General features: G+C 69.5%; 22 protein-coding genes and 2 pseudogenes. 10 read left to right on the forward strand and 14 right to left on the reverse strand.

Annotation, left to right across the window (positions count from 1 at the left end; genetic code table 11):
• Positions 1-12 precede the first annotated feature (12 nt).
• Genes AA75_RS39175 through AA75_RS39185 form a run of 3 tightly spaced genes read right to left on the reverse strand, consistent with a single transcriptional unit; the run spans position 13 to position 928 of the window.
• Positions 13-333: a hypothetical protein gene (locus tag AA75_RS39175; protein ID WP_149038647.1), complete on the reverse strand. Its 321-nt coding sequence runs from the start codon at positions 331-333 to the stop codon at positions 13-15.
• Entirely contained in the window at positions 330-587 is a 258-nt protein-coding gene (locus tag AA75_RS39180) for a hypothetical protein (protein ID WP_033825230.1), read from the reverse strand. Before AA75_RS39180 ends, AA75_RS39175 begins: the two co-directional genes overlap by 4 nt.
• Positions 584-928: a hypothetical protein gene (locus AA75_RS39185; protein WP_033825231.1), complete on the reverse strand. Its 345-nt coding sequence runs from the start codon at positions 926-928 to the stop codon at positions 584-586. Before AA75_RS39185 ends, AA75_RS39180 begins: the two co-directional genes overlap by 4 nt.
• A gap of 308 nt (positions 929-1,236) precedes the next feature.
• Here AA75_RS39185 and AA75_RS39190 point away from each other — a divergent pair, with 308 nt between their 5' ends.
• A complete protein-coding gene (locus AA75_RS39190) occupies positions 1,237-2,436 on the forward strand; it encodes a hypothetical protein (protein WP_051814181.1) in 1,200 nt (399 codons plus the stop codon).
• Positions 2,414-2,932, forward strand: coding sequence for an NUDIX hydrolase (locus AA75_RS46600; protein ID WP_033825233.1), 519 nt, complete (start codon positions 2,414-2,416; stop codon positions 2,930-2,932). The genes AA75_RS39190 and AA75_RS46600 overlap by 23 nt, the downstream gene beginning before the upstream one ends.
• A gap of 166 nt (positions 2,933-3,098) precedes the next feature.
• Here AA75_RS46600 and AA75_RS50400 read toward each other — a convergent pair whose 3' ends face one another.
• Entirely contained in the window at positions 3,099-3,260 is a 162-nt protein-coding gene (locus AA75_RS50400; RefSeq protein WP_158515647.1) for a hypothetical protein, read from the reverse strand.
• Positions 3,261-3,585: 325 nt separating this feature from the next.
• Between AA75_RS50400 and AA75_RS48660 the strand changes: the two genes are divergently transcribed.
• Together AA75_RS48660 and AA75_RS39195 are read left to right on the forward strand one after the other, a co-directional pair.
• Positions 3,586-3,996, forward strand: a complete 411-nt coding sequence (locus AA75_RS48660) for a hypothetical protein (protein WP_149038648.1) — start codon at positions 3,586-3,588, stop codon at positions 3,994-3,996.
• A 128-nt stretch (positions 3,997-4,124) separates the two neighbouring features.
• Complete coding sequence (locus AA75_RS39195; RefSeq protein WP_033825234.1) at positions 4,125-4,541, forward strand: phage terminase small subunit P27 family; 417 nt, start codon at positions 4,125-4,127, stop codon at positions 4,539-4,541.
• 367 nt (positions 4,542-4,908) lie between these two features.
• Here AA75_RS39195 and AA75_RS53015 read toward each other — a convergent pair whose 3' ends face one another.
• The 4 genes and pseudogenes from AA75_RS53015 to AA75_RS39205 form a co-directional block, all read right to left on the reverse strand.
• Complete coding sequence (locus AA75_RS53015; protein WP_233289393.1) at positions 4,909-5,442, reverse strand: recombinase family protein; 534 nt, start codon at positions 5,440-5,442, stop codon at positions 4,909-4,911.
• An 88-nt stretch (positions 5,443-5,530) separates the two neighbouring features.
• The gene (locus AA75_RS53020; RefSeq protein ID WP_233289394.1) at positions 5,531-5,713 is read right to left on the reverse strand and encodes a hypothetical protein; all 183 of its coding nucleotides are present in this window, start codon (positions 5,711-5,713) and stop codon (positions 5,531-5,533) included.
• Positions 5,714-5,772: 59 nt separating this feature from the next.
• Positions 5,773-6,027 (reverse strand): annotated as a pseudogene (locus tag AA75_RS53025) (hypothetical protein); the annotation flags it as partial.
• 92 nt (positions 6,028-6,119) lie between these two features.
• Positions 6,120-6,452: pseudogene (locus AA75_RS39205) on the reverse strand (VOC family protein); the annotation flags it as partial.
• Positions 6,453-6,643: 191 nt separating this feature from the next.
• On the opposite strand from AA75_RS39205, the gene AA75_RS39210 reads away from it, so the two are divergent.
• Positions 6,644-7,216, forward strand: coding sequence for a hypothetical protein (locus tag AA75_RS39210; RefSeq protein WP_233289385.1), 573 nt, complete (start codon positions 6,644-6,646; stop codon positions 7,214-7,216).
• Positions 7,217-7,240: 24 nt separating this feature from the next.
• Here AA75_RS39210 and AA75_RS39215 read toward each other — a convergent pair whose 3' ends face one another.
• Positions 7,241-7,612 (reverse strand): hypothetical protein, encoded by a 372-nt coding sequence (locus AA75_RS39215; protein ID WP_033825263.1) that lies wholly within the window; start codon positions 7,610-7,612, stop codon positions 7,241-7,243.
• A 130-nt stretch (positions 7,613-7,742) separates the two neighbouring features.
• Here AA75_RS39215 and AA75_RS39220 point away from each other — a divergent pair, with 130 nt between their 5' ends.
• From AA75_RS39220 to AA75_RS39230, 3 genes are all read left to right on the forward strand, one after another.
• Positions 7,743-8,033 carry a muconolactone Delta-isomerase family protein gene (locus tag AA75_RS39220; RefSeq protein WP_033825235.1) on the forward strand — a complete coding sequence of 97 codons (291 nt, stop codon included), beginning with the start codon at positions 7,743-7,745 and terminating at the stop codon, positions 8,031-8,033.
• Positions 8,034-8,064: 31 nt separating this feature from the next.
• Positions 8,065-8,628 carry a peroxiredoxin gene (locus tag AA75_RS39225; protein WP_199520524.1) on the forward strand — a complete coding sequence of 188 codons (564 nt, stop codon included), beginning with the start codon at positions 8,065-8,067 and terminating at the stop codon, positions 8,626-8,628.
• An 87-nt stretch (positions 8,629-8,715) separates the two neighbouring features.
• A complete protein-coding gene (locus tag AA75_RS39230) occupies positions 8,716-9,393 on the forward strand; it encodes a flavodoxin family protein (protein WP_051814183.1) in 678 nt (225 codons plus the stop codon).
• A 57-nt stretch (positions 9,394-9,450) separates the two neighbouring features.
• Here AA75_RS39230 and msrA read toward each other — a convergent pair whose 3' ends face one another.
• The 3 genes from msrA to AA75_RS39245 all read right to left on the reverse strand — a co-directional run bounded on the left by msrA (position 9,451) and on the right by AA75_RS39245 (position 11,419).
• Complete coding sequence (gene msrA / locus AA75_RS39235; protein WP_033825237.1) at positions 9,451-9,957, reverse strand: peptide-methionine (S)-S-oxide reductase MsrA; 507 nt, start codon at positions 9,955-9,957, stop codon at positions 9,451-9,453.
• A gap of 126 nt (positions 9,958-10,083) precedes the next feature.
• Positions 10,084-11,010 carry a hypothetical protein gene (locus AA75_RS39240; RefSeq protein WP_033825238.1) on the reverse strand — a complete coding sequence of 309 codons (927 nt, stop codon included), beginning with the start codon at positions 11,008-11,010 and terminating at the stop codon, positions 10,084-10,086.
• 4 nt (positions 11,011-11,014) lie between these two features.
• The gene (locus AA75_RS39245) at positions 11,015-11,419 is read right to left on the reverse strand and encodes a hypothetical protein (protein ID WP_033825239.1); all 405 of its coding nucleotides are present in this window, start codon (positions 11,417-11,419) and stop codon (positions 11,015-11,017) included.
• Between the two features lie 143 nt (positions 11,420-11,562).
• On the opposite strand from AA75_RS39245, the gene AA75_RS39250 reads away from it, so the two are divergent.
• A complete protein-coding gene (locus AA75_RS39250; protein WP_199520525.1) occupies positions 11,563-14,946 on the forward strand; it encodes a CHAT domain-containing protein in 3,384 nt (1,127 codons plus the stop codon).
• On the forward strand, positions 14,943-16,391 hold the full coding sequence (locus tag AA75_RS39255) for a tetratricopeptide repeat protein (protein ID WP_033825241.1): 1,449 nt from the start codon (positions 14,943-14,945) through the stop codon (positions 16,389-16,391). Before AA75_RS39250 ends, AA75_RS39255 begins: the two co-directional genes overlap by 4 nt.
• 347 nt (positions 16,392-16,738) lie before the next feature.
• Here AA75_RS39255 and AA75_RS39260 read toward each other — a convergent pair whose 3' ends face one another.
• Complete coding sequence (locus AA75_RS39260) at positions 16,739-17,569, reverse strand: MBL fold metallo-hydrolase (RefSeq protein ID WP_149038650.1); 831 nt, start codon at positions 17,567-17,569, stop codon at positions 16,739-16,741.
• The gene (locus AA75_RS39265) at positions 17,562-18,434 is read right to left on the reverse strand and encodes an NAD-dependent epimerase/dehydratase family protein (RefSeq protein WP_033825242.1); all 873 of its coding nucleotides are present in this window, start codon (positions 18,432-18,434) and stop codon (positions 17,562-17,564) included. The genes AA75_RS39260 and AA75_RS39265 overlap by 8 nt, the downstream gene beginning before the upstream one ends.
• Between the last annotated feature and the right edge of the window lie 75 nt (positions 18,435-18,509).

Raw genomic sequence — 18,509 nt, forward strand, 5'->3', positions numbered from 1 at the left:
CAGAGCGGGCGGCTAAGTGCGGACGGGGGCTCGGTGGCGTCCTTCCGCCTGTCTGCGGCGTCGCAGGGCCCGGGACCACTGCGCGACCCGGTGCGCTCGCTGGCCGGCGAGGGTGCCGAGCTGGTGCCAGCGCTGCACAACGGTGAGCCTCTGCCGGAGACCGGCGAGGCACCAGCGGCAGACCGACAGAGGCAGTTCGGCGCCGTCCAGCTCGGCCCCACCGAGGGGCGTCACGTCCCGCTCGGCGAGGCAGCCCCAGCACAGTCCGGGCAGCCAGGGCAGTCCCAGCGGCACCTTCGGCAGGGTGCCGGGCTCCATCACGGCACCAATCACGGCTGCTCCTCTCGGTGGCCGGAGACGCGCCTCACAGTGAGGCGGATGCGTCTGCGTCGGCGCCACCGCTCGGCCACGGCAGCGCCGCACGGCACTCCGAGTAGCAGCAGCGGCAGCGCGACCCCGAACCAGAGAGCCTGTCGAACCCCCACCGGCTCGGGATCGATCACCAGGACAGCCCCGGACGCGGCACCGGCGGCCACCAGGACGACGCTGATCGTCGCGACGGCCTCGACCCGGCTCGGCAGGCTCACAGCGGTTCCACCTCGGGGACCATGACCATGGCCACGTCGGCCAGCAGTCGGAAGCTCCGGTGGTCGTCGTGGTTCCACTCGTGCTTCCGCGCCCACTCCCGCATCTCGTCCGTGGTGGGGACCGGGCCCGACTCGGCGCCGCACACGGTGCCGTCCTCGGCCTCGGACCGGCACACCAGGACGTAGGCGGCCGGGTCTACGTCGGGCCCGTCGTCCTGGCGGAGCCGCCAGTCACCATGCCGGGTGGTTGTCTCGCTCTTGCCGACCCGCCGGGGCCGACAATCCGAGTGCGCCGGGGCCCACAGTGCTGACCGTTCGGGCGCTTCGGGGGTCTCGCTCATCATCCAGCTTTCTGGCCGTTGGACGCCTTGGCGGGCGTCATGTCGAACCGAACACGCTCGTTGACGGACGGCACCTCACGATCTCGCAATGGGCTATCCGACTGACGACATTGAACGGTGTCGTTGCACGTCCACAGGACTCCACGTTGGTGACTCCATGTTGGAGTCTGCGCACACAGAGTGGGTCTACGATCGGAGCACTCTGCCAGGGGAGCGAACCAGTGGACCAGCAACTAGCGGACCCACGCGACGTTGTCGCGGGCCTACTCGGGGATGAGCGCTTGCTCTCCATCCTTCGGACCAGAGACATGGGCGCCCTGTTCAAGTTGCTCAACACCCGTGGGGTCAGCACTCGGCGCATCGCAACAGCGGCGGGGATCGGCCAAGGGCGGCTCTACGACTACATGAACGGCCGCTTCCGGGTCGAGAAACTAGCGGTCTTTGAGCAGATCGCCGACGCTTTCCACATCCCGGGCGCTCTGCTGGGACTCGCCCGGCGTCCATGGGAGGCAGCCGCGCAGGCAGCGCCGTACCACACACCGCTCGGCGAAGTGCTCGCCGACTCGGACGATCTCTCAGCGATGGACGCTTTCCGGAACGCGGACCGGCAAGCCGGGGGCGGACGGCTCTACAGCGCAGTGGTTCGGCACCTGACAGCCAGCGTCGCGCCCCGCTTAGTCGACGGGGCGTCCGGCCCTGTGGTGTTCGGGGCGGCCGCCGCGCTTACGGAAATGGCCGGCTGGATGGCCCACGACTCAGGGCAAGATGATCTCGCTGCGGCGCACTTCTCGAAGGCGCTGCCGCTCGCGCGAACCTCTGGCGACCTACCTCTAGCCGCACACGTCGCCGCCAGCAGCAGCCACCTTGCGCTACAGACCGGCGATCCACGGCAGGCAGTTCACTGGGCGCTGGTCGGGGTCGAGCTTGCGCGCTCCGGGCCGCACCTGCCAAGCCTCATGGCTCGGTTGCATACCATGCATGCCCGCGCCCTTGCAGCTACAGGGCAGTACGCTCCGGCGACCGCCGCTCTTGATCAGGCGAGTGTGTCTCTTGAGCTTGGTGCAGACGACGATCACCCGTGGCTCTCGCCGTTCGATCACGCGACTCTCGCGAGCGAATCCGCGCTTGCCCTCGGGGACTTGGGGATAGTCGAATCCGCGCTTACGTACGCGGAGCAAGCCGTTAGCCTGCGCGAGGAAGGCCGAGCCCGATCGCTGGCCCTGAGTCGGATCACGCTCGCCTCGCTGCACGTCAGGCGAGGCGACCTAGATTCCGCCGTTGGCGTTGGGGTCGAACTTCTCGCGACCAGCCCCACCATGGGGTCGGTCCGGGTGGTTCAACAGCTTGACGGGCTTCGTGATCAGCTGAGCCAGCACACCACCTACCGCCCCGTTTGTGAGTATCTGGCACGATTCGATGATGCGCGCCGTATGAGGGCGCTGCTGCTCGCCGACATCATGCCGCAGCAAAGGGGAGGAACCGGCATTGACGACACCGCCCACACCTGACGACCCGAAAGCGTGGAACGCCTACCTAGCCGAGGGCAATGCCAAACAAGCGCGGAAGCGAGTTGCCGTTGACCTGATCATCCGCGACCAACGCGGCCGGGTGCTGGTGGTCAACCCCAGCTACAAACCTGACTGGGACCTGCCAGGTGGCATGGTTGAAGCCAACGAGTCTCCCGAGGAGGCAGGGCGGCGCGAGGTGCGCGAGGAACTAGGGCTGCACCTCACACCCGGCCGGCTCCTCGCAGTGGAGTGGGTTCCCCCGCACGGCCCTTGGGACGATCAGCTTGCCTTCATCCTGGATGGTGGCGAGCTGTCCGCCGGACAGTCTGCCCAACTCCGGCCACATGATGATGAGTTGTCAGAGCTAGCCATGATGGAACCCGCCGAAGCTCGTGCGTTGCTCCGCCCTCGCTTGCACTCGCGCTTTGACGCTGCACTTTCGGCGCTGACCGACGGCCACGCCCGATACCTGAGCGATGGTCGCCCAATTTGCTGACCTCAGGGCCCCGCCACCCTGCTGATGGGGTGACGGGGCTTCCTCACGCTTACGCCGCGAGGGCGGCCAGCTCGGCGACCAGGGCCCGGGCGTGTCGGACCGTGGTCACGAAGGTGAAACCGGCCGGGGTCGGCTGGTCCGCCATACGGTCGATCAGGTAGACACCTCACCCGGGAGGTAGGTCCCGCTGAGAGGGGATCCAGCGGACGGACATGCCGTAGCGCTCGGTGATTCCGGCTCGCACCAGGACGGACGCGAGTCGGAACATGATCCCGTACGCGTCGTCCTCGGTGTCCTCAGACACCATGAAGTGCCGGTGCGCGGTCATGCGGCCAGCCTCAGAGTCTCGCCGGCCTCGTGTCGCTGCTCGGGCCCTCGCGGTACCCGAGATCAGCCGAAGCGGCATTGATCATTGCGTCAACAGTGCCCATTGGTTCCCCCTGTGTTCGGGCATGAAACAGCCCCGCCGGATCGGCCCGGTCGGGGCAGGTGAGTGAGAGCGGACGGCTACGCGAGCCCCGCCCAGAAACGGTTCGCGCCGTTCTCAATGGCGCTGACCGTGACCGCGGGATAGGCCTGATGGACTAACCAGGGCTGCCCATTTGCAGCAAGTGCTGTAACTGCAACAGCTACATGCCGAATAGAATGCAGCCATGAATGGGACCGAGGCGTACTACCTGGCGACGGCCACCGTAATTCCACTATTACTGGTGGCGTATCTATTTAGCATGGATGCACTTGGCACACTTAGGGAGCTTGCGGGATTCCCGGATAATAAGTTCAAGGCATATCTGGTGGCCCTTGGAAGGATCGCTCCGTTTGCTGCCCTCTTTGGGGCGCTTAGCGGAGGGACGGCCTGCCTTCTTGCCCTTTACTCGGGAAAGCCAACTCCCACTAACGCTCTTTGGAGCATTATTGGGCTGATGTGTCTCTTGGTGGCAGGCTTCGTCCATCTACTTCTTGTTATCCTTCGGGAGACCTACAAATCCGGACTGACCGCCAATCCTAACATGGTGCAAAATTGCGATCAATGCCCGCATCGGTGCCCTAACGTAGGGGAATGATGAAATGCTAAGGGCGGCCAAGTAGTTCGCGGATCCGTGTTTGCAGCTCGGCGTTTTCGGCCCGCAGCGCGCGGACCTCGGCCACTAGGGTCTAAACCTCCTGGTCCAGCCGCTCGAAGGCCCCCGGAATGGCGACGGGGCACGCGAACGGCCCGGCCGACGAGACCGCCCCGGTGGTCTACGAAGGCCGCGCGCCCCGCGCGCCGGCTCACCTCAAGCGGGTCGGCAAAGAGGTCTGGCGGACCGTCTGGCAGGCTGGTAGCGGCGCGTACAGCCCGGAGACGGACCGGTACGTGATCCTGCGGTACTGCGAGCCTCACGACCGCCGCGCGCACCTTCTCGCGACTGTCGAGAATGACGGCCTGATGGCCGTCGGGTCCACCGGTCAGCCGGTGGAGCACCCCGCGATGCGGTACGTCGAATCAACCGAGAAGGAACTACGGGCGATCGCGACCGTAATCGGCTTCACGCCGGAAGCCCGGATGCGTCTGGGACTCGTTGCCGTCGAAGCCCGCCGAGTGGCCACCAGTCCGGAAGACTTTTAGTGCTCCCTGCATCTGCTCTTCGGTGGCGAAGCTAGCGGGGAGGCTTCTTTTGTAGGGCAGTTCCATATGCAATGAAACTGATGCCTCCCGGCGGACCTCCGCCACCTACTGCCGAGATCCGCACTCCGGTAATTAGGTATGCGCCAGCATTTTGGGCACTCTCGGACATCTCCTTTAGTGCGTCATGGATTTCGGGACCGTGTCCGAGGGCCAGCCAGGCAAGCGTGTCATCAGGGTGATCTTGCACAGTCAGCATTGGCAGATTACTCATCTCCTCAACTTAGTTTGCGCCTGTCGGCGACGCCTCACGGGTGAACCGAACCGGTGATTGCACTACCACGCGAGGGTGCCCTCACTGTGTGCCGCGTCACCACAAGTCCCGAGGACTTCTCGCCTGCTTGTTCAGGTACATGCGCCCGCCGCAGTTGGCGCAGTGGATCACCCGCAGCAGAAGCGCATCGGTGTCCGCTCGCTCGCGGTTTTCTACGCTCCGGGAGTCCAACAGCGCACCAACGTGGTCGAACTCCTCGCGCGTCATGATCGGCGTCTCGGTGCACATGATCGGAGCGCCCTGGGCGTCCCGGACGGGCTTCCCCTTGTGCATCTTCCAACCGAGTAGCACCGGGTTCTTGAGCATCCGAGTGATAACCGCGGGGGTCCACTTGAACCCGGTGCGGACGACGCGGGAGCCCTTGGCGCCGCCGGTATTACCACCCTTGGCGCGGTTCATCTTTACAGCCCAGTGATCGCGCGGGCTCGGGATGCCGTCCTCGTTGAGTCCTGCCGTGATGGCGGAGACGGTTTGACCCTCCAGTAGCTCCCGAACGATGCGCTCGATGACTGCCACGGCGTCCGGATCGGGAACCAGCGTCCAGCCGACTCCGCCGTGGTCCGCGGGCATCGGGGCAGGCATGTAGCCGTACGGCGGGCGGGAACCACGCCAGCGAAGCGGCATCCTGCGAATGGCCGCCATGGCGCCGGTCACGCGGTCACTGATCGACTGCGTGACCGACCTGCGCGGCGAATGCCAGCATGGGCATTTGCAGCTCTGCCATGGGGTCGATCGGGTTGCGGAAGTCGAAGACCAGACGGCCGCCGCCGATGCCCTCGGCGAAAACCAACATTTTCCGGTGCTCGCGCGCCCACTTGGCAAGATCGTGCATCTCCGCCATGGACGGATGATCCGGTCGAACCGCCAGCAGACAACAGCATCGAAGCTGTCCGGGTCGGTGAGCCAGGTTCGCAGGGCAGGGCGGTCGAACGGGGCGACTTTGGACGCGCTCACATCCAAGTCGACGGCCTCGCGCAGGGCATCGCCCTCGCCGAAGTCGATCCCACGCGAGCCGGCCACCATGTCGCAGGCGTCGCGCTGCCGCTCGGGGCTGGTGGTCTCGTCCGTCAGGACGGACAGTCGAACTACTCGGGCCCCTCGCAGGGTCTGGCTGAACACGGTGCCCTCTGTGCCGGGCAGGCTGTTGGGTTCCATCCCGTCGGTGGGGCGGGCAGGATTCCGGGTTTTGCGGGACAGGGCGGCGGTCGACACCGTGGACTACTCCAGTACAGGTAGTCCGGAGTGTTCGGGTCGGCCAGGACGTGCCAGCTCTCCTCACCGCTCTGGCCGACGTCGGCCGGGCGCGCCCCGGCTGCCAGCAGGCGCGCGAGTTCGGCGTCCTGGTCACGGTCGGTGGGGCTGACGTCGATGTGCGGCCGCAGCCTGCCCGGCCTCGGCTCGGCCGCGGGGCTGGGGACCGGCGTCGGCTGCAGCCCGCCGAACCCTTCCGGCGGCCCGATCTCCACCGCGCCGTCCTCGTCGGTGCCGAGCACGGTGTAGCCCAGCACCTCGCACCAGAACGCCGCCAGAAGCTGCGGATCCCGGCAGTCGATCACCAGTTCGGACATGCGACAGGCCATGACCGGCATCCTACGGGCCGTCAGCGGGTGGTCGGGGCGCAGAGTTCCGGACCGCCGTCGGCTGGGCCGGCCGGGTGGGGTCCGGGCCGTACCGGTGTGGTGGCCGCGGGTGGGGGCGGGAGGCTGGTGCGCCGGCGGCAGGCAGGAGAGAGCGTGTGAGCGAGCGCGGCCGTAGAGGTGTCCGGAGCACTGTGGCCGACGACGGGGGCGGGGGCGGGGGCGCCGACCGACTGACCGGCAATGCCGGTGTGCTGGGGACCGCACTCGCCGTCGTGCTGGCCTTCTCGCTGTCCCAGGGCGCGTGGGAGTGGTTCTCCACCTACCTCGGTGTGACGCTGCTGGTGGTGGTCCTGTCCTTCGGGCGGGTACCGCTGTGGGCACCGGGCCGGCAGGCCGCGTACGCGTGCGGCCTGGCCGCGTACGCGCTGGTGGCCGGTCTGTGCGTGGCACTGGCGCTGGCTCCGGCGATGCAGCGCTGGGACTGGCTGTTCCCGATGCCGGGCACCCGGGACGGATGCGTGGAGTCGGGCCGGTACGAGAGTCTGCGGACCGAGGCCGCGCTGGGGGATCTGGCCGCCGGCGCGGGGGACGCGCTCACCCATGCCCAGCAGCAGCAGAGCAGTCTGGCCGTGGCCGACTGCCTGGCGGCGACCACCACCCGGTGGCTGCCGGTGTACGCGTTGGGGACCGCGCTGCTGGTGGGTGCGGTCGCGTGGGCATGGGGGTGGGCCCGGGCCCGGAGGACAGGCGCCGGATCGGCTTGAAGGGGCCGGGCCCGGATGCCTGCCTCAGCCGAGCCTGGACACCTGGTAGTGCCCGATGAGCCAGCTGCCGCCGTCCCGGCGGACCAGGACGCTCAGGTGGACCGTCAGGGTCGGCCGGTCGACGAAGGAGAAGTCGACGCCCAGGTAAGCGAGGATCAGGTCCTCGGCGAGCCGTCTGGTCTCGAGGATCCGGTAGTCGGCCGTCATCCCGAGCGGCTGGGAGTCGTAGTAGTCCGCGACGCCCTGCCGTCCGACGCTGTAGGGGTGCAGGCCCTGGAAAATCGCGTCCTCCGTGAAAAGCGCGGCGACCTGCCGGGGCTCGTGGGCGTCGACAGCGGCCTTCCAGGGGTCGAGGACGCTGCGCGCGACCGCCTCGTCCTGTGCCGTGGTGCTCATCGGGACCTCTCTCGTGGCATCGGTGTGCTGCGGGCTGTTCCAGCCTGCAGCCCGGGTGGTCGAGGTGCGCGCGGAGCGGGTCTTGGCGAGTATCACCATGGGGGCGAGGCTGAAGGTTGAGGAGCAGCGCATGGAGTTCCTGGTGGACATGGTGACCACGGTGCCGGAGGGGACCTCCGAGGAGGCCGTGGCCGAGATCCGCGCCCGGGAGGCGGCGCGGGCCCGGGAGCTGGCGGCCCAGGGCAGCCTGCTCCGGCTGTGGCGGCCCCCGCTGGCGCCGGGCGAGTGGCGGACCTGGGGCCTGTTCAGCGCCGAGGACGCCGAGCGTCTGGAACAGGTGCTCGCGTCGATGCCGCTGCGGGTGTGGCGGCGGGACGAAGTGACGCCGTTGTCCCCCCATCCGAACGACCCGGGCCGCTAGGACGCGCACGGACCGGAGCGAGGAGCTGAAGATGCGTACGGACATCAGGCCGGGCGGGGTGTTCCCCGACTACGAGCTGACCGACCACGCCAGGACCAGGCGCAGGCTGAGTGACCTCCAGGGGACGGATCCGATGGTGCTCCTCCTCTCGCGGGGCCACTACTGCCCCAAGGAACACCAGCAGCACCAGCAGCTGGCGGCGCACTATCCCGAGATCGCCGTGGCCTACACCCAGGTGGTCACCATCTCGACCGACGGCATCCTGGAGCTGGCGGAGTTCCGCGACTCGGTCGGGGCCCGGTGGACCTTCCTCTCCGACGCCGGGCGCAAGGTCCAGAAGGACCTGGACATCCAGGAGTACACCGACCCGCACCACGATCCGATGGTCCCGCACACCCTGGTGCTCAAGCCGGGGCTGGTCATCCACAGCGTCTACAACGGCTACTGGTACTGGGGCCGGCCGTCGGTCGAGGACCTGCGCCGCGACCTGCGCGAGGTGACCCGCGAGATCCGGCCCGACTGGGACCTGTCCGCACCGGGCCTGCGGGAGGCCTGGGACGGCGGCGACCGCCGCGGCTTCTTCCCCTACAAGTGACGTGCGACTGACGTTCGAGGAGTTCTCGTGACCGTTCCACCCGTCTCCCCCGGTGGCCCGCCGGCCCGCTACGACGACCTGCGGGCCATGGTGATCAACTGCACGCTGAAGCGCTCGCCGGAGCGGAGCCACACCCAGGGGCTGATCGACCTCAGCGCCGGCATCATGGAGCGCCAGGGCGTGCAGGTCGAGACCGTCCGGGCGGTGGACGTCGACATCGCGACCGGTGTCTGGCCGGACATGACCGAGCACGGCTGGGAGACCGACGAGTGGCCGGTCCTCTACTCGAGCGTCATGGCCGCCGACATCCTGGTGCTGGCCGGGCCGATCTGGCTGGGCGACAACAGTTCGGTGATGAAGCAGGTCATCGAGCGGCTCTACTCCTGTTCGAGCCTGCTGAACGACGCCGGGCAGTACGCCTACTACGGGCGGGTCGGCGGCTGTCTGATCACCGGGAACGAGGACGGGGTGAAACACTGCGCGATGAACGTGCTCTACAGCCTGCAGCACCTGGGGTACGTCGTCCCGCCGCAGGCCGACGCGGGCTGGATCGGTGCGGCCGGTCCGGGCCCGTCCTACCTCGACCCGGGCTCCGGCGGGCCGGAGAACGACTTCACCAACCGCAACACCACCTTCATGACCTGGAACCTGCTCCACCTGGCCCGCATGCTCAAGGACGCGGGCGGCATCCCGGCGTACGGCAACCAGCGCTCCGGGTGGGACGCCGGCTGCCGCTTCGACTCGGAGAACCCTGAGCACCGCTGAGTTCGGCGCGGCCGACGACCTCGAGCGGACCCCGGTCCGGCCGAGGCCAGGGCTTCCCTAGGCGTCGGCGCGGCGGGGAAGCTTCCAGCCCGGGCGGGGGAAGTGGCAGGTGTAGCCGTTGGGGAATTTCTGCAGGTAGTCCTGGTGCTCGGGCTCGGCCTCCCAAAAGGGCCCGGCCGGGGTGACCTCGGTGACGACCTTGCCCGGCCACAGGCCCGAGGCGTCGACGTCGGCGATGGTGTCCTCGGCGACTCGCTTCTGCTCATCGGTGAGGTAGTAGATCGCCGAGCGGTAGCTGGCGCCGATGTCGTTGCCCTGGCGGTCCTTGGTCGACGGGTCGTGGACCTGGAAGAAGAACTCGAGCAGGGCCCGGAAGTCGGTCCGGGCCGGGTCGTAGACCACCTCGATGGCCTCGGCGTGGTTGCCGTGGTTGCGGTAGGTAGCGTTCGGGACGTCGCCACCGGTGTAGCCCACGCGGGTGGACACCACCCCGGGCTGGCGGCGGAAGAGCTCCTCCATGCCCCAGAAACAACCCCCGGCGAGGATGGCCTTCTCGGTCGCCATGGTTCCACTCCCTCAGTGACGGACATCGGCTTTCGCTGCTACTGACAACCTACGAGGCCGCCGTATTCCTGTGCACGCGCCGGCCGCTCCTCGTCCGGGTTCCGTAAGGAAACAGGACCGGCCGGTTCAGGGCGTGATCGACGGTCGCGGGCGCAGGACGGCGTTGAGGGAGGTTGCCGCCGTCACGTCGAACCCGGCCTGGCATGCGATTCCCAGCTGCTCCGCGACCTTGCGGATGTTGAGGTCGACCGCGGCCTCGGCGAGGGTGGCGAGTGCGTCGATCGCGGCGCGTGCCCGCAGTACGGCCGTGCTGACGAGGACGGCGCCGATGACGGAGGCCGGCCACCAGCCGGTGGAGACGGTGACGAGCAGGTAGGCCGTTCCCCAGGCGGCGAGCCGGCCGGCGTCCGCGTAGCCGTCCCGGACACCCTGGATGTCCTTGCGGGCCTCGCTGTCGGCAACCGCCCAGATGTGCGGCCAGATCTCGGCGAGTTCGACGCCGTAGCGTTGCCGGACCCGACCGGCGGCGGTGGCCATGCGCTGGGCCGTCCAGGTCGGCCGGTCCGGTGGGCCGTCCGGGAAGCGCCGCTCCTGCTGCTCGAGCAGTCGGGCTTCGGTCGGACGACGGCGGTTCGGCGTCGTCCCGTGGAGGTGATCGTGAACGCGCTGGTCACGAGCCTCCTGGATGGCGCGGGTGAGGGTGGTCCAGCGACGGATGCGCCGATGGGTGAGCACCGTGACGTACCAGTGCGGCCGGTCCGGGATCCAGGCCCGCTCGAAGGTCCGGCCCGCCGAGGCCGCAGCTGCCCCGGCGGCGGTTGCGAGGGCGGTCACTAGCAGTAGGGCGGTGAGGAGCTCGGCCGGCTGCTGGTCTGCCCGCGCGCCGGCGAACGCGTTCAGGTAGGTGCGGAGGTACCGGAGGTCCACCGCGTGCCGGAAGCCCGAGTGTCGCGCGATCACCAGGCACATGACGAAGAGCAGGCCGGGGCCGAGCAGCAGCGCGGCCCAGCGCTCGGCGGCCTTATTGGAGATTCCCAGGAGCAGTGTGGTCACGGTGTCACGGCAGGAGGGTGAGAGGGCGGTCGACCAGGGCGCAGCTGGCCGCGCTCTCCTCGGCGCGGGTGCACCAGCGGAGCGGGCAGACCCGCAGCGGCGGCGCCGCACGAGGGGTCCGGACCCCCGGCAGCGGGCTCCACGTCCGGTCCGGCCGGGTCAGACCGTGAAGACCGAAGTTGGTCGCCGCCGCGTCGAGCTGGTCGAGGAGGTCCGTCATCCCGTCCAACGGGCGGTCTCCCGAGGCCATCAGTTCGATCACCTGTCGGAGGAGGTCGTCTGCGCCGGCCGCCGTCAACAGGTCGGCCAGTTGATCATTGCGGCCGTACACCCGGCAGAGCTTCTCCACCCGCTCGGCGAGTTCGGTCAGCGCGTCGTTCGAGCGTCGGCCCGTCGGGGTATCTGGCATACCATCAGTTTAGGCTAAAGCAGCGGTAGTTGGTGCCTGCGGTGGGGACTGGGGGCGGTCGGATGCGTGACGAGTTGGTGGCGAGGGTCTTCGCGAGACTGGGCGCTGCCCGGGGCGGTTCGGGCCGGGAGATGCTGCTGTCGATGGACGCGTTGGCTGAGGTGGTGGCACTTCTGGGGCATCGCCGAAAGGGACAGTTCGATCTGCAGGCCATCGGGCTCTCCGCCGGAATGTTCCTGGAGCGCAGCCTGGTCGGACCTCCCGGACAGGACATGCTGGAGTTGGAGATCGCAGGCCAGTTGTTCGGACCGGTCTACGCCGCGACACCGCATCTCGTCCCCGAGCAGATGAGCCGCGTCTACCGGGCCGGTCACGACCCCCTGGCGACCTTCTCCCAGCAGACCGGGTTCGTCACCGATCCCACTGTCTGGCTGGAGCTGCACGGCGGGCCGCTCCTGAGCTACGCCGACACGGGTGACCTCGCCACCCTGAGGCTCGCCGTCGACATTCTCGAGCTGGCCCTCGTGGCTGCCTCTCCGGACCATCCCGAGCTGACCAGGGTGCTCAAGCAACTCCTCGTCGTCCTGAGTGTCCTGCGCGCAGCAACTCACGAGCGGGACGTCTGCGTGCGGGCTGTCGACGTGGGCGGCATCGTGCACGTCCGTATGCGCCCCGAGGAGGCCGACCGTTCGCTGATGGACCACCACCATGACACAGCGATGTACGACTTGGCGGGGCGCGACAGGCTGCGCGCGACGGCTTCGGGAGGGGTGGACCACCGCTTCGCCCTGATGAATGCGTTGATGCAGCTAGGCCTGCTGGTTGATGAGGTCCGGCCACTGCTCAAGGCACTCGACCTGTACGGAGACCTTCCGGAGGAGTTGAAGAGCCTGGCGGTCGGGCATCTGTCGGCCGTGCTGACGAGACTTCTGGCTTCCGGCCGGGACGAGCGGGCCGCCGCCGTGGCACGCTGCCACGAGCTCCTGGCCTCGTCGCCGCCGCACCGCCCGACCGAAACCGCCGTGCTCCTGGTCCTCTGCGAGGCGGCACTGGAGGATCTGGCCGAGGAGAGTGACACCGACGGGCTCCGTCGGGCCGTCGGACTGAGCCGGCGCCTGCTGACCGTGGCGGAGGGCGGCGGCACACAGACTTTGGCGAGGATCTACCTGGCGGCCGGGCTGGGCAAGCTTGCCCAGCAGACCCACGACCCGGAACCGGCGCGGGAGGCGGTCGCGCTGGCACGCACCGCTGTCGAGTTCATGGCGCAATCGGATCCGGCGAGGGCGGGACTCGTCAGGATCGCCCTTTCGGAGGCTCACCGGACCGTCTACGAGCTGACCGACGACCTGGAAGCACTGCACGAGGCGGTCCATGAGAGCAGGCTCGCGATCGAGGTCGTCAACGACGCCGATGGCGTGATCGCCGCGGGGGCCTACCTGAGCCATGCGAAAGCCGTTCATTACGACGGCGGCCGCCGCCGGAGCCCGGAGTTGCTGGAGGAAGCGCTCACCTCCCTCAAGCGGGCCAATGAGTTCCCGGACCTCCCGGGGGCGCAGCGAGTGGCGATCCTGCATCTGCTGACCAGGGTTCTGGGCGACATCTTCCGCCGCTCCCCGCACCGGTCGGCGGCGATCGACGAGGCCGTCGAGTACGGCGAACAGGCGCGGACGCTGGCGCCACCCGGCGGCCCGGAGGAGCCGATGGTGCTGTGCGAGCTGGCTCGTGTCCAGGTCCTGCGGGGCGTGGCCACGGGCGACGTCGAACGGCTCCAGGAGGCGATCGGACTCGCCGAGCAGGTGCTGGCCCGTGCCGACGTCGCCATGCCCGGGACCCTGGTCGCCGCGGAACTGGAACGCGCCACGGCGTTGGGAAACCTGGCAACGGTCACCAAGGACCCGAGCCATGCCCTGGAGGCGCGCGCCGGGTTCGACCGGGTGATCGCCTCGCCGTACGCCCGGCTCGACGTCAGGACGACCGCGGCGGTGCTGCGCAGCCGGCTGTCGGCGCCGACAGCCGGCCGGACCTTGGACGACCTGGCGGAGATGATCGACCTCCGTCGGCTGAACGTCGCTTCCGGTCCGCTCCGGGCCGACCGTGAGAACGTTCTGCGCCGCTACCGCGGGTTCACCGGGCAGCTGATCGAGGCCGGGATCGCGGCCGAGGACCCGGTGCGGACGGTGGAGCTGATCGAGCGAAGCCGCGGCCTGCTGTCGCAGGACGTCATGACCGTCCACCCGGGTGCATCCGGGGCAGACCCGTCACAGACCGCCGAACTGCTGCAGCTGACCGCCGCGTTGCGGGCCCTCGATCTTCGCGACAGTGCGACAGGGACGAGTTCCCGGCGTCGCGAGTTGGAACGGGACATTGCGCAGGAACGGCGAAGGCTGATGGACCGCTGGCGGCACCTGCACGCCACGGCCGCACCGGACGCGCAGCACTCCCTCGCCGGCGCGGCGGCACAGGGCCCGATCGCCCTGATCGCCACCGGCGACGAAAAGGGGTACGCCGTCCTGGTCACCTCCGACTCCGACCGGCCCGTCCGCATCCTCGAACTGCCCGAACTGGCCCACGGGCCGACGCAGGAACGGGTGCTGACCTTCCTGACGGCCCGGCGCTACGCGCTGACGGACACCTACACCCTCCGGGTCCGCCTCCAGGCACAGGCAGCGGTACGTGACACGTTGGAGTGGCTCTGGACGGCCGCCGCCGAGCCGATCCTCGCCGACCTCGGGCTGGAACCCGTGTCCCAGGGCGGCGACTGGCCGCGGATGTGGTGGTGCCCGCTCGGATTCCTGAGCCACCTGCCCTGGCACGCGGCCGGCAACGGGACCGCGGACGGCGTGCTCGACCGGGTGGTCTCCTCCTACACGACGAGTCTGCGCGCCCTGCACTTCGTACGGCAGATGCCGGAGAGCACCGGCCCGAGCCGGACGGTGATCGTCGCGCAGGCGCAGGCCCCCGCTACCGTCGCGCTGCGCGGCGTCGACACGGAGGTCGCCGCGATCCGGCACTGGCTGCCCGACGCGAGCCTGCTGGCCGGGACCCAGGCGACGAAGCAGGCCTTCCTGGCGGCGCTGGAAGGCCACGCGAACGTCCACCTGGCCTGCCACGCGGTGACCGACATCCACTCACCGGGCATGAGTCGACTCCTGCTCGCCGACCACGAGCAGAACCCGCTGACGATGGCCGAGCTCGCCGCGCTCCAGCTGGCCGGCCGCGAGCTGGCGGTGTTGTCGGCCTGCAGTACCGCCGAGACCGGCTCGGACCTGACCGACGAAGAACTGCACCTGACCGGCGCCCTGCAACTCGCTGGATTCCGCCATGTCATCGGTGCGCTCTGGCCGGTCAGCGATGCGACGGCCGGGGAGATCTTCGACACCTTCTACTCCCACCTCACGGATGAGGGCGGTCGGGAACTCCGGGTCGAGACCTCCGCCCACGCGCTGCACCTCGCCGTCCGCCGATTGCGCGAGCGCTGTCCCGCGACGCCGACGGTCTGGGCCTCGTTCGTGCACACCGGGGCGTGATCGGGGTGGGCGACTTCGACTTCGGATCACTCCCCGGGACGGCGTTCCCCGTCCTCGCGACCACCGCCTGGTTGGCGCCCGACCGCATTCCGGTCGAGCTGCTCCCGTCGACGCCGGATCGCGATGCGGACCTGGCAGCGCTCGTCAGGGCCGGGCTGGTGACGAGAGGTCCGGACGGCACCTGCTCCGTCGCGCCCCGGGTCCAGCAGAAGTTCCGCCGATTCCTCGGTGAGCGGTGGCAGTTCACCGCGATCGCAGGCATCGCCGGATACCTCGGCGACCCCGGGGCTCCGGGCGCGACCGCGCGCTGCATCACACTCGCCCCGCACCTTTCCGCCTGGGTCGGCTACACGAGGGCCGAGGACCACGGTACGAACATCGTCCGTCTCATCGAACGGATGCTCGACCTGCTGTTCGAAAGCGGGCTGTGGCGTGCCGCCTTGCCCCTGTGCGAGCGCGTCAACGAGGTGACCGAGCTGCGGTTCCCACCGGGCTCAACGGCCAGCCGGCTGAGCAGGAGCAGGCTCGCGCACGCCTGTCGCGAGGTGGGGCAGTACCAGCGTGCCACCCGGATCTGGGAGGGCCTCATCGCCGTCCAGGTGGAGATCAGCGGCGCCGGGCATCCGTTGGTGTCGGACCTGGAGACCGGGCTGGGCGAGACCCTCCTCGAGTCGGGTGACCACCGACGGGCAATGGAGGTCGTCGAACGGATCGTCGCCGACCGGACGGCGAGCCTGGGAGCAACGCACCGCGACACCCTGAGTGCCCGGAACAACATCGGAGTTATCCACGAGTGGGCGGGTCGCCGGGACGAGGCCGCACGCGTGTGGGCAGCGCTTCTCCCGGAGTTCGAGTCGGCTCTGGGACCGGACGACCCCGACACCGTCCTGGTGAGGACGCGGTTGAAGAGCGCTCAGGGCGCTCAGGGCGGTCCGGCGATCGAACCGGAGGAGCCGGAGCAGGCCCGGTCGGTGGAGGAGCTCACCGGGGAGGTGGTCTTCGACGAGCTGGGTCGATGGCACGCGCTGCTGCTGGCCGACGAGGACCCGGAGGTGGACTCGGAGGCGGTCGAACCGGAGGTCCGGCAGCTGCTCGAACGTGGCGAGGCTGCCCTCGGCGCCGGCCATCCTGCCGTGGTCGCAACTCGACGGCTGCTGGCGATCGTCCACTTCCGGCAGGAACGGTGGGACGACGCGGTCGAGGCGGCCAGGGAGACGCTCGACGCAGCAGACCGGTACCTGGGCCGGTCCGACGACCGGACCAAGAAGTCGGTGGCCCTCCTCATGCAGGCGCTGGTCCTGGCCGGGCACTTCGACGCCCTCGAGCCCCTGCTGGAAGAGCGGCTCGAGGACGTGATCGAGCTCCTCGGCTTCGGCGATCCGCTGGTGCGCGCACTCGCCGCACGCCGGGCGTTGGACGACCTGAAGCAGCCGCGGCTGTGGTGACCGCGAGTACCTCCTCGCCGTGCATCGGGCCGAACCTCAGGCGGCCTGCATCGAGCACACAGTGGCGGCCGACGGCATGAGACGGACGGGTGAGAGCTGCCCGGCTGACGCGTCGCAGCCGCTACCGGCGACGACCTTCCGTCCCCTGAAGCAAGGGGATCTCGAAGTCCCACTCGAGTGCTCGGTGGCGTGGGTTCCGCTTCGCTGTCTCGCCCTCGACCTCCAGCGGCGAGCTGGTGGGACGCCGGCTGCCGCTTCGACTCGGAGAACCCCTGAGCACCGCTGAGTTCCGGCAGCAGCCGGCCGGGCCCGCCCCACCGGCGTTCAGCGGATCCGTTCCGTCGTCGTCATGGGCGGGCCTCCGTCTCCAGTCCCAGTTCGAAGCGCAGGTAGCGGTCGACCGACCGGGCGAGGACTTCGTTGCCGTCGCTGGTGACGACGCGGTCCCACCATGCTCCGTAGATCCGCTCGAAGCGGTAGCCGGCGAGCAGTTCTCCGGCGGCGCGGACGGCGTCGGGCCGCTCCGGGATGTGGTTGGCGTAGCTGTACATGATCGTGACCCAGCGGCGGTCCGGGCAGACGTTGACCACATCGCCGCTGAACAGCGCCCCCGCCCCGGAGCTCCAGTGCATCACCGTGCTGCCCGGGAAGTGGATGCCGGGGTTGATCAGCGTCAGGTCGTCGGTCAGCCGGTGGGTCCGTCCGCTCCAGAAGCGCAGGGCGGGGTCGGGGCGGCCGACCCACTGCCGGTCGGCCTCGTGCAGGTACACCGGAGCGTCGAAGGTGTGGGCCCACTCGACCATGGCGGAGTAGAAGTGCGGGTGGCTGATGACGATCGCGTCGATCCCGCCGGCCTGCGCCACTTCGCGGATCACCGCGTCGTCGAGGTAGGGCACGCAGTCCCACAGCACGTTGCCGGCGGCCGTGCGCAGCAGCAGGGCCCGCTGGCCGATGGCGAAGGCGGGGGTGCAGCCGATGCCGAGCACGTCCGGGCCCTGCTCCTCGAAGCGCATCTCGTGGCCCTCGCCCCGCAGTTCGGCGAGGCTGGTCCACTGCTGGCCGTCGGCCCCGACGTACTGGCGTTCGTCCAGGCAGACCGGGCAGTCGGGACGGGCGGCGGCGTACTGGGTGCCGCAGGTGCGGCAGATGGGCAGGGCGGATCCGGTGAGGTCAGCCACGGTCGCCTCCGGTCAGCTCGGTGAGGACGTACGGGCGGCTGGGCCGCCAGCCCAGCTCGGTGACGGCGCGGGACCCGGAGACGACCTGGTTCAGCGCCAGGGCCTCGGCGAACGGGGCGCCCACGGCCTCGGCGGCCTGCTCCAGCGGCCAGGGCTCGGCCCGGCCGGTGCCACCCGCGGCGACGTCGGCGGCGGCAGCGAGCGCGGCGACCGGCACCGCCTCGTGGGCCACGCCGTGCAGGACGCTTCCCGGCTCGGCCCCGGTCAGGGCCAGCACGAACAGCTCGGCGAGGTCGTCCACGTGCACCATCGGCCAGCGGGTGGCCGGCGAGCCGACATACCGGCCGCTGCCGTGCTCCTTCGCCCAGCCGGTCATCAGACCGGGGATGCCGCCGCCGTGGCCATACACGATGCCGGGCCGCAGCACCACGGCGCGCACGTCCTCGGCCGCGCTCGCCAGCACGCGCTGCTCGATGCGCGGGCGGTAGCCGACGATGGTGATCGCGTCCGTGGCGGCGTCCTCGCCGACGGCGGTGTCGCCGGTGGCGCCGAGCACCCAGACACCGCTGGTGTACACGAACGCCCGCCCGGTGCCGCGCACCCCTTCGGTCAGTGCGCCCACGGCCGCAGCGTCCACCGGCTCCTCGCCGGTCGGCGTCGCGAGGTTCAGCACGGCGTCGATGTCGTCGGTGACGGCGGCCCGCAGCGAGGCGGGGTCGCGCAGATCGCCGACGCGCGACGCCGCGTCAGGACCGATCCGTTCGGCGTCCTTGACGAAGTGGACCACCTGATGGCCGTCGGCCATCAGCTGCCGCACCGCGGCGGATCCGATGTAGCCGGTGGAACCCAGCACGAGTACCTTCACGTCTGTTCCTCTTCGATTGCTCGACGACAAGGGGGGACAACAACTAGGGGTGAGCGGGGCTGCGTTCGGGTCGGT

This window comes from Kitasatospora sp. MBT63 (assembly GCF_000710465.2).
In the GTDB taxonomy this organism is placed as follows: Bacteria; Actinomycetota; Actinomycetes; order Streptomycetales; family Streptomycetaceae; genus Kitasatospora.

What these genes read in the sequence shown, in the direction of transcription:
- AA75_RS39220 (WP_033825235.1), top strand. Translation starts at nt 7,743, where the DNA reads ATGGAGTTCCTGGTGGACATGGTGACCACGGTGCCGGAGGGGACCTCC.
- AA75_RS39195 (WP_033825234.1), top strand. Translation starts at nt 4,125, where the DNA reads ATGGCGACGGGGCACGCGAACGGCCCGGCCGACGAGACCGCCCCGGTG.
- AA75_RS53015 (WP_233289393.1), bottom strand. Translation starts at nt 5,442, where the DNA reads ATGCCCGCGGACCACGGCGGAGTCGGCTGGACGCTGGTTCCCGATCCG.
- msrA (WP_033825237.1), bottom strand. Translation starts at nt 9,957, where the DNA reads ATGGCGACCGAGAAGGCCATCCTCGCCGGGGGTTGTTTCTGGGGCATG.
- AA75_RS39245 (WP_033825239.1), bottom strand. Translation starts at nt 11,419, where the DNA reads ATGCCAGATACCCCGACGGGCCGACGCTCGAACGACGCGCTGACCGAA.
- AA75_RS39225 (WP_199520524.1), top strand. Translation starts at nt 8,065, where the DNA reads ATGCGTACGGACATCAGGCCGGGCGGGGTGTTCCCCGACTACGAGCTG.
- AA75_RS39185 (WP_033825231.1), bottom strand. Translation starts at nt 928, where the DNA reads ATGAGCGAGACCCCCGAAGCGCCCGAACGGTCAGCACTGTGGGCCCCG.
- AA75_RS39250 (WP_199520525.1), top strand. Translation starts at nt 11,563, where the DNA reads ATGGACGCGTTGGCTGAGGTGGTGGCACTTCTGGGGCATCGCCGAAAG.
- AA75_RS39230 (WP_051814183.1), top strand. Translation starts at nt 8,716, where the DNA reads ATGGTGATCAACTGCACGCTGAAGCGCTCGCCGGAGCGGAGCCACACC.
- AA75_RS39190 (WP_051814181.1), top strand. Translation starts at nt 1,237, where the DNA reads ATGGGCGCCCTGTTCAAGTTGCTCAACACCCGTGGGGTCAGCACTCGG.
- AA75_RS39215 (WP_033825263.1), bottom strand. Translation starts at nt 7,612, where the DNA reads ATGAGCACCACGGCACAGGACGAGGCGGTCGCGCGCAGCGTCCTCGAC.
- AA75_RS50400 (WP_158515647.1), bottom strand. Translation starts at nt 3,260, where the DNA reads ATGACCGCGCACCGGCACTTCATGGTGTCTGAGGACACCGAGGACGAC.
- AA75_RS48660 (WP_149038648.1), top strand. Translation starts at nt 3,586, where the DNA reads ATGAATGGGACCGAGGCGTACTACCTGGCGACGGCCACCGTAATTCCA.
- AA75_RS53020 (WP_233289394.1), bottom strand. Translation starts at nt 5,713, where the DNA reads ATGGCGGAGATGCACGATCTTGCCAAGTGGGCGCGCGAGCACCGGAAA.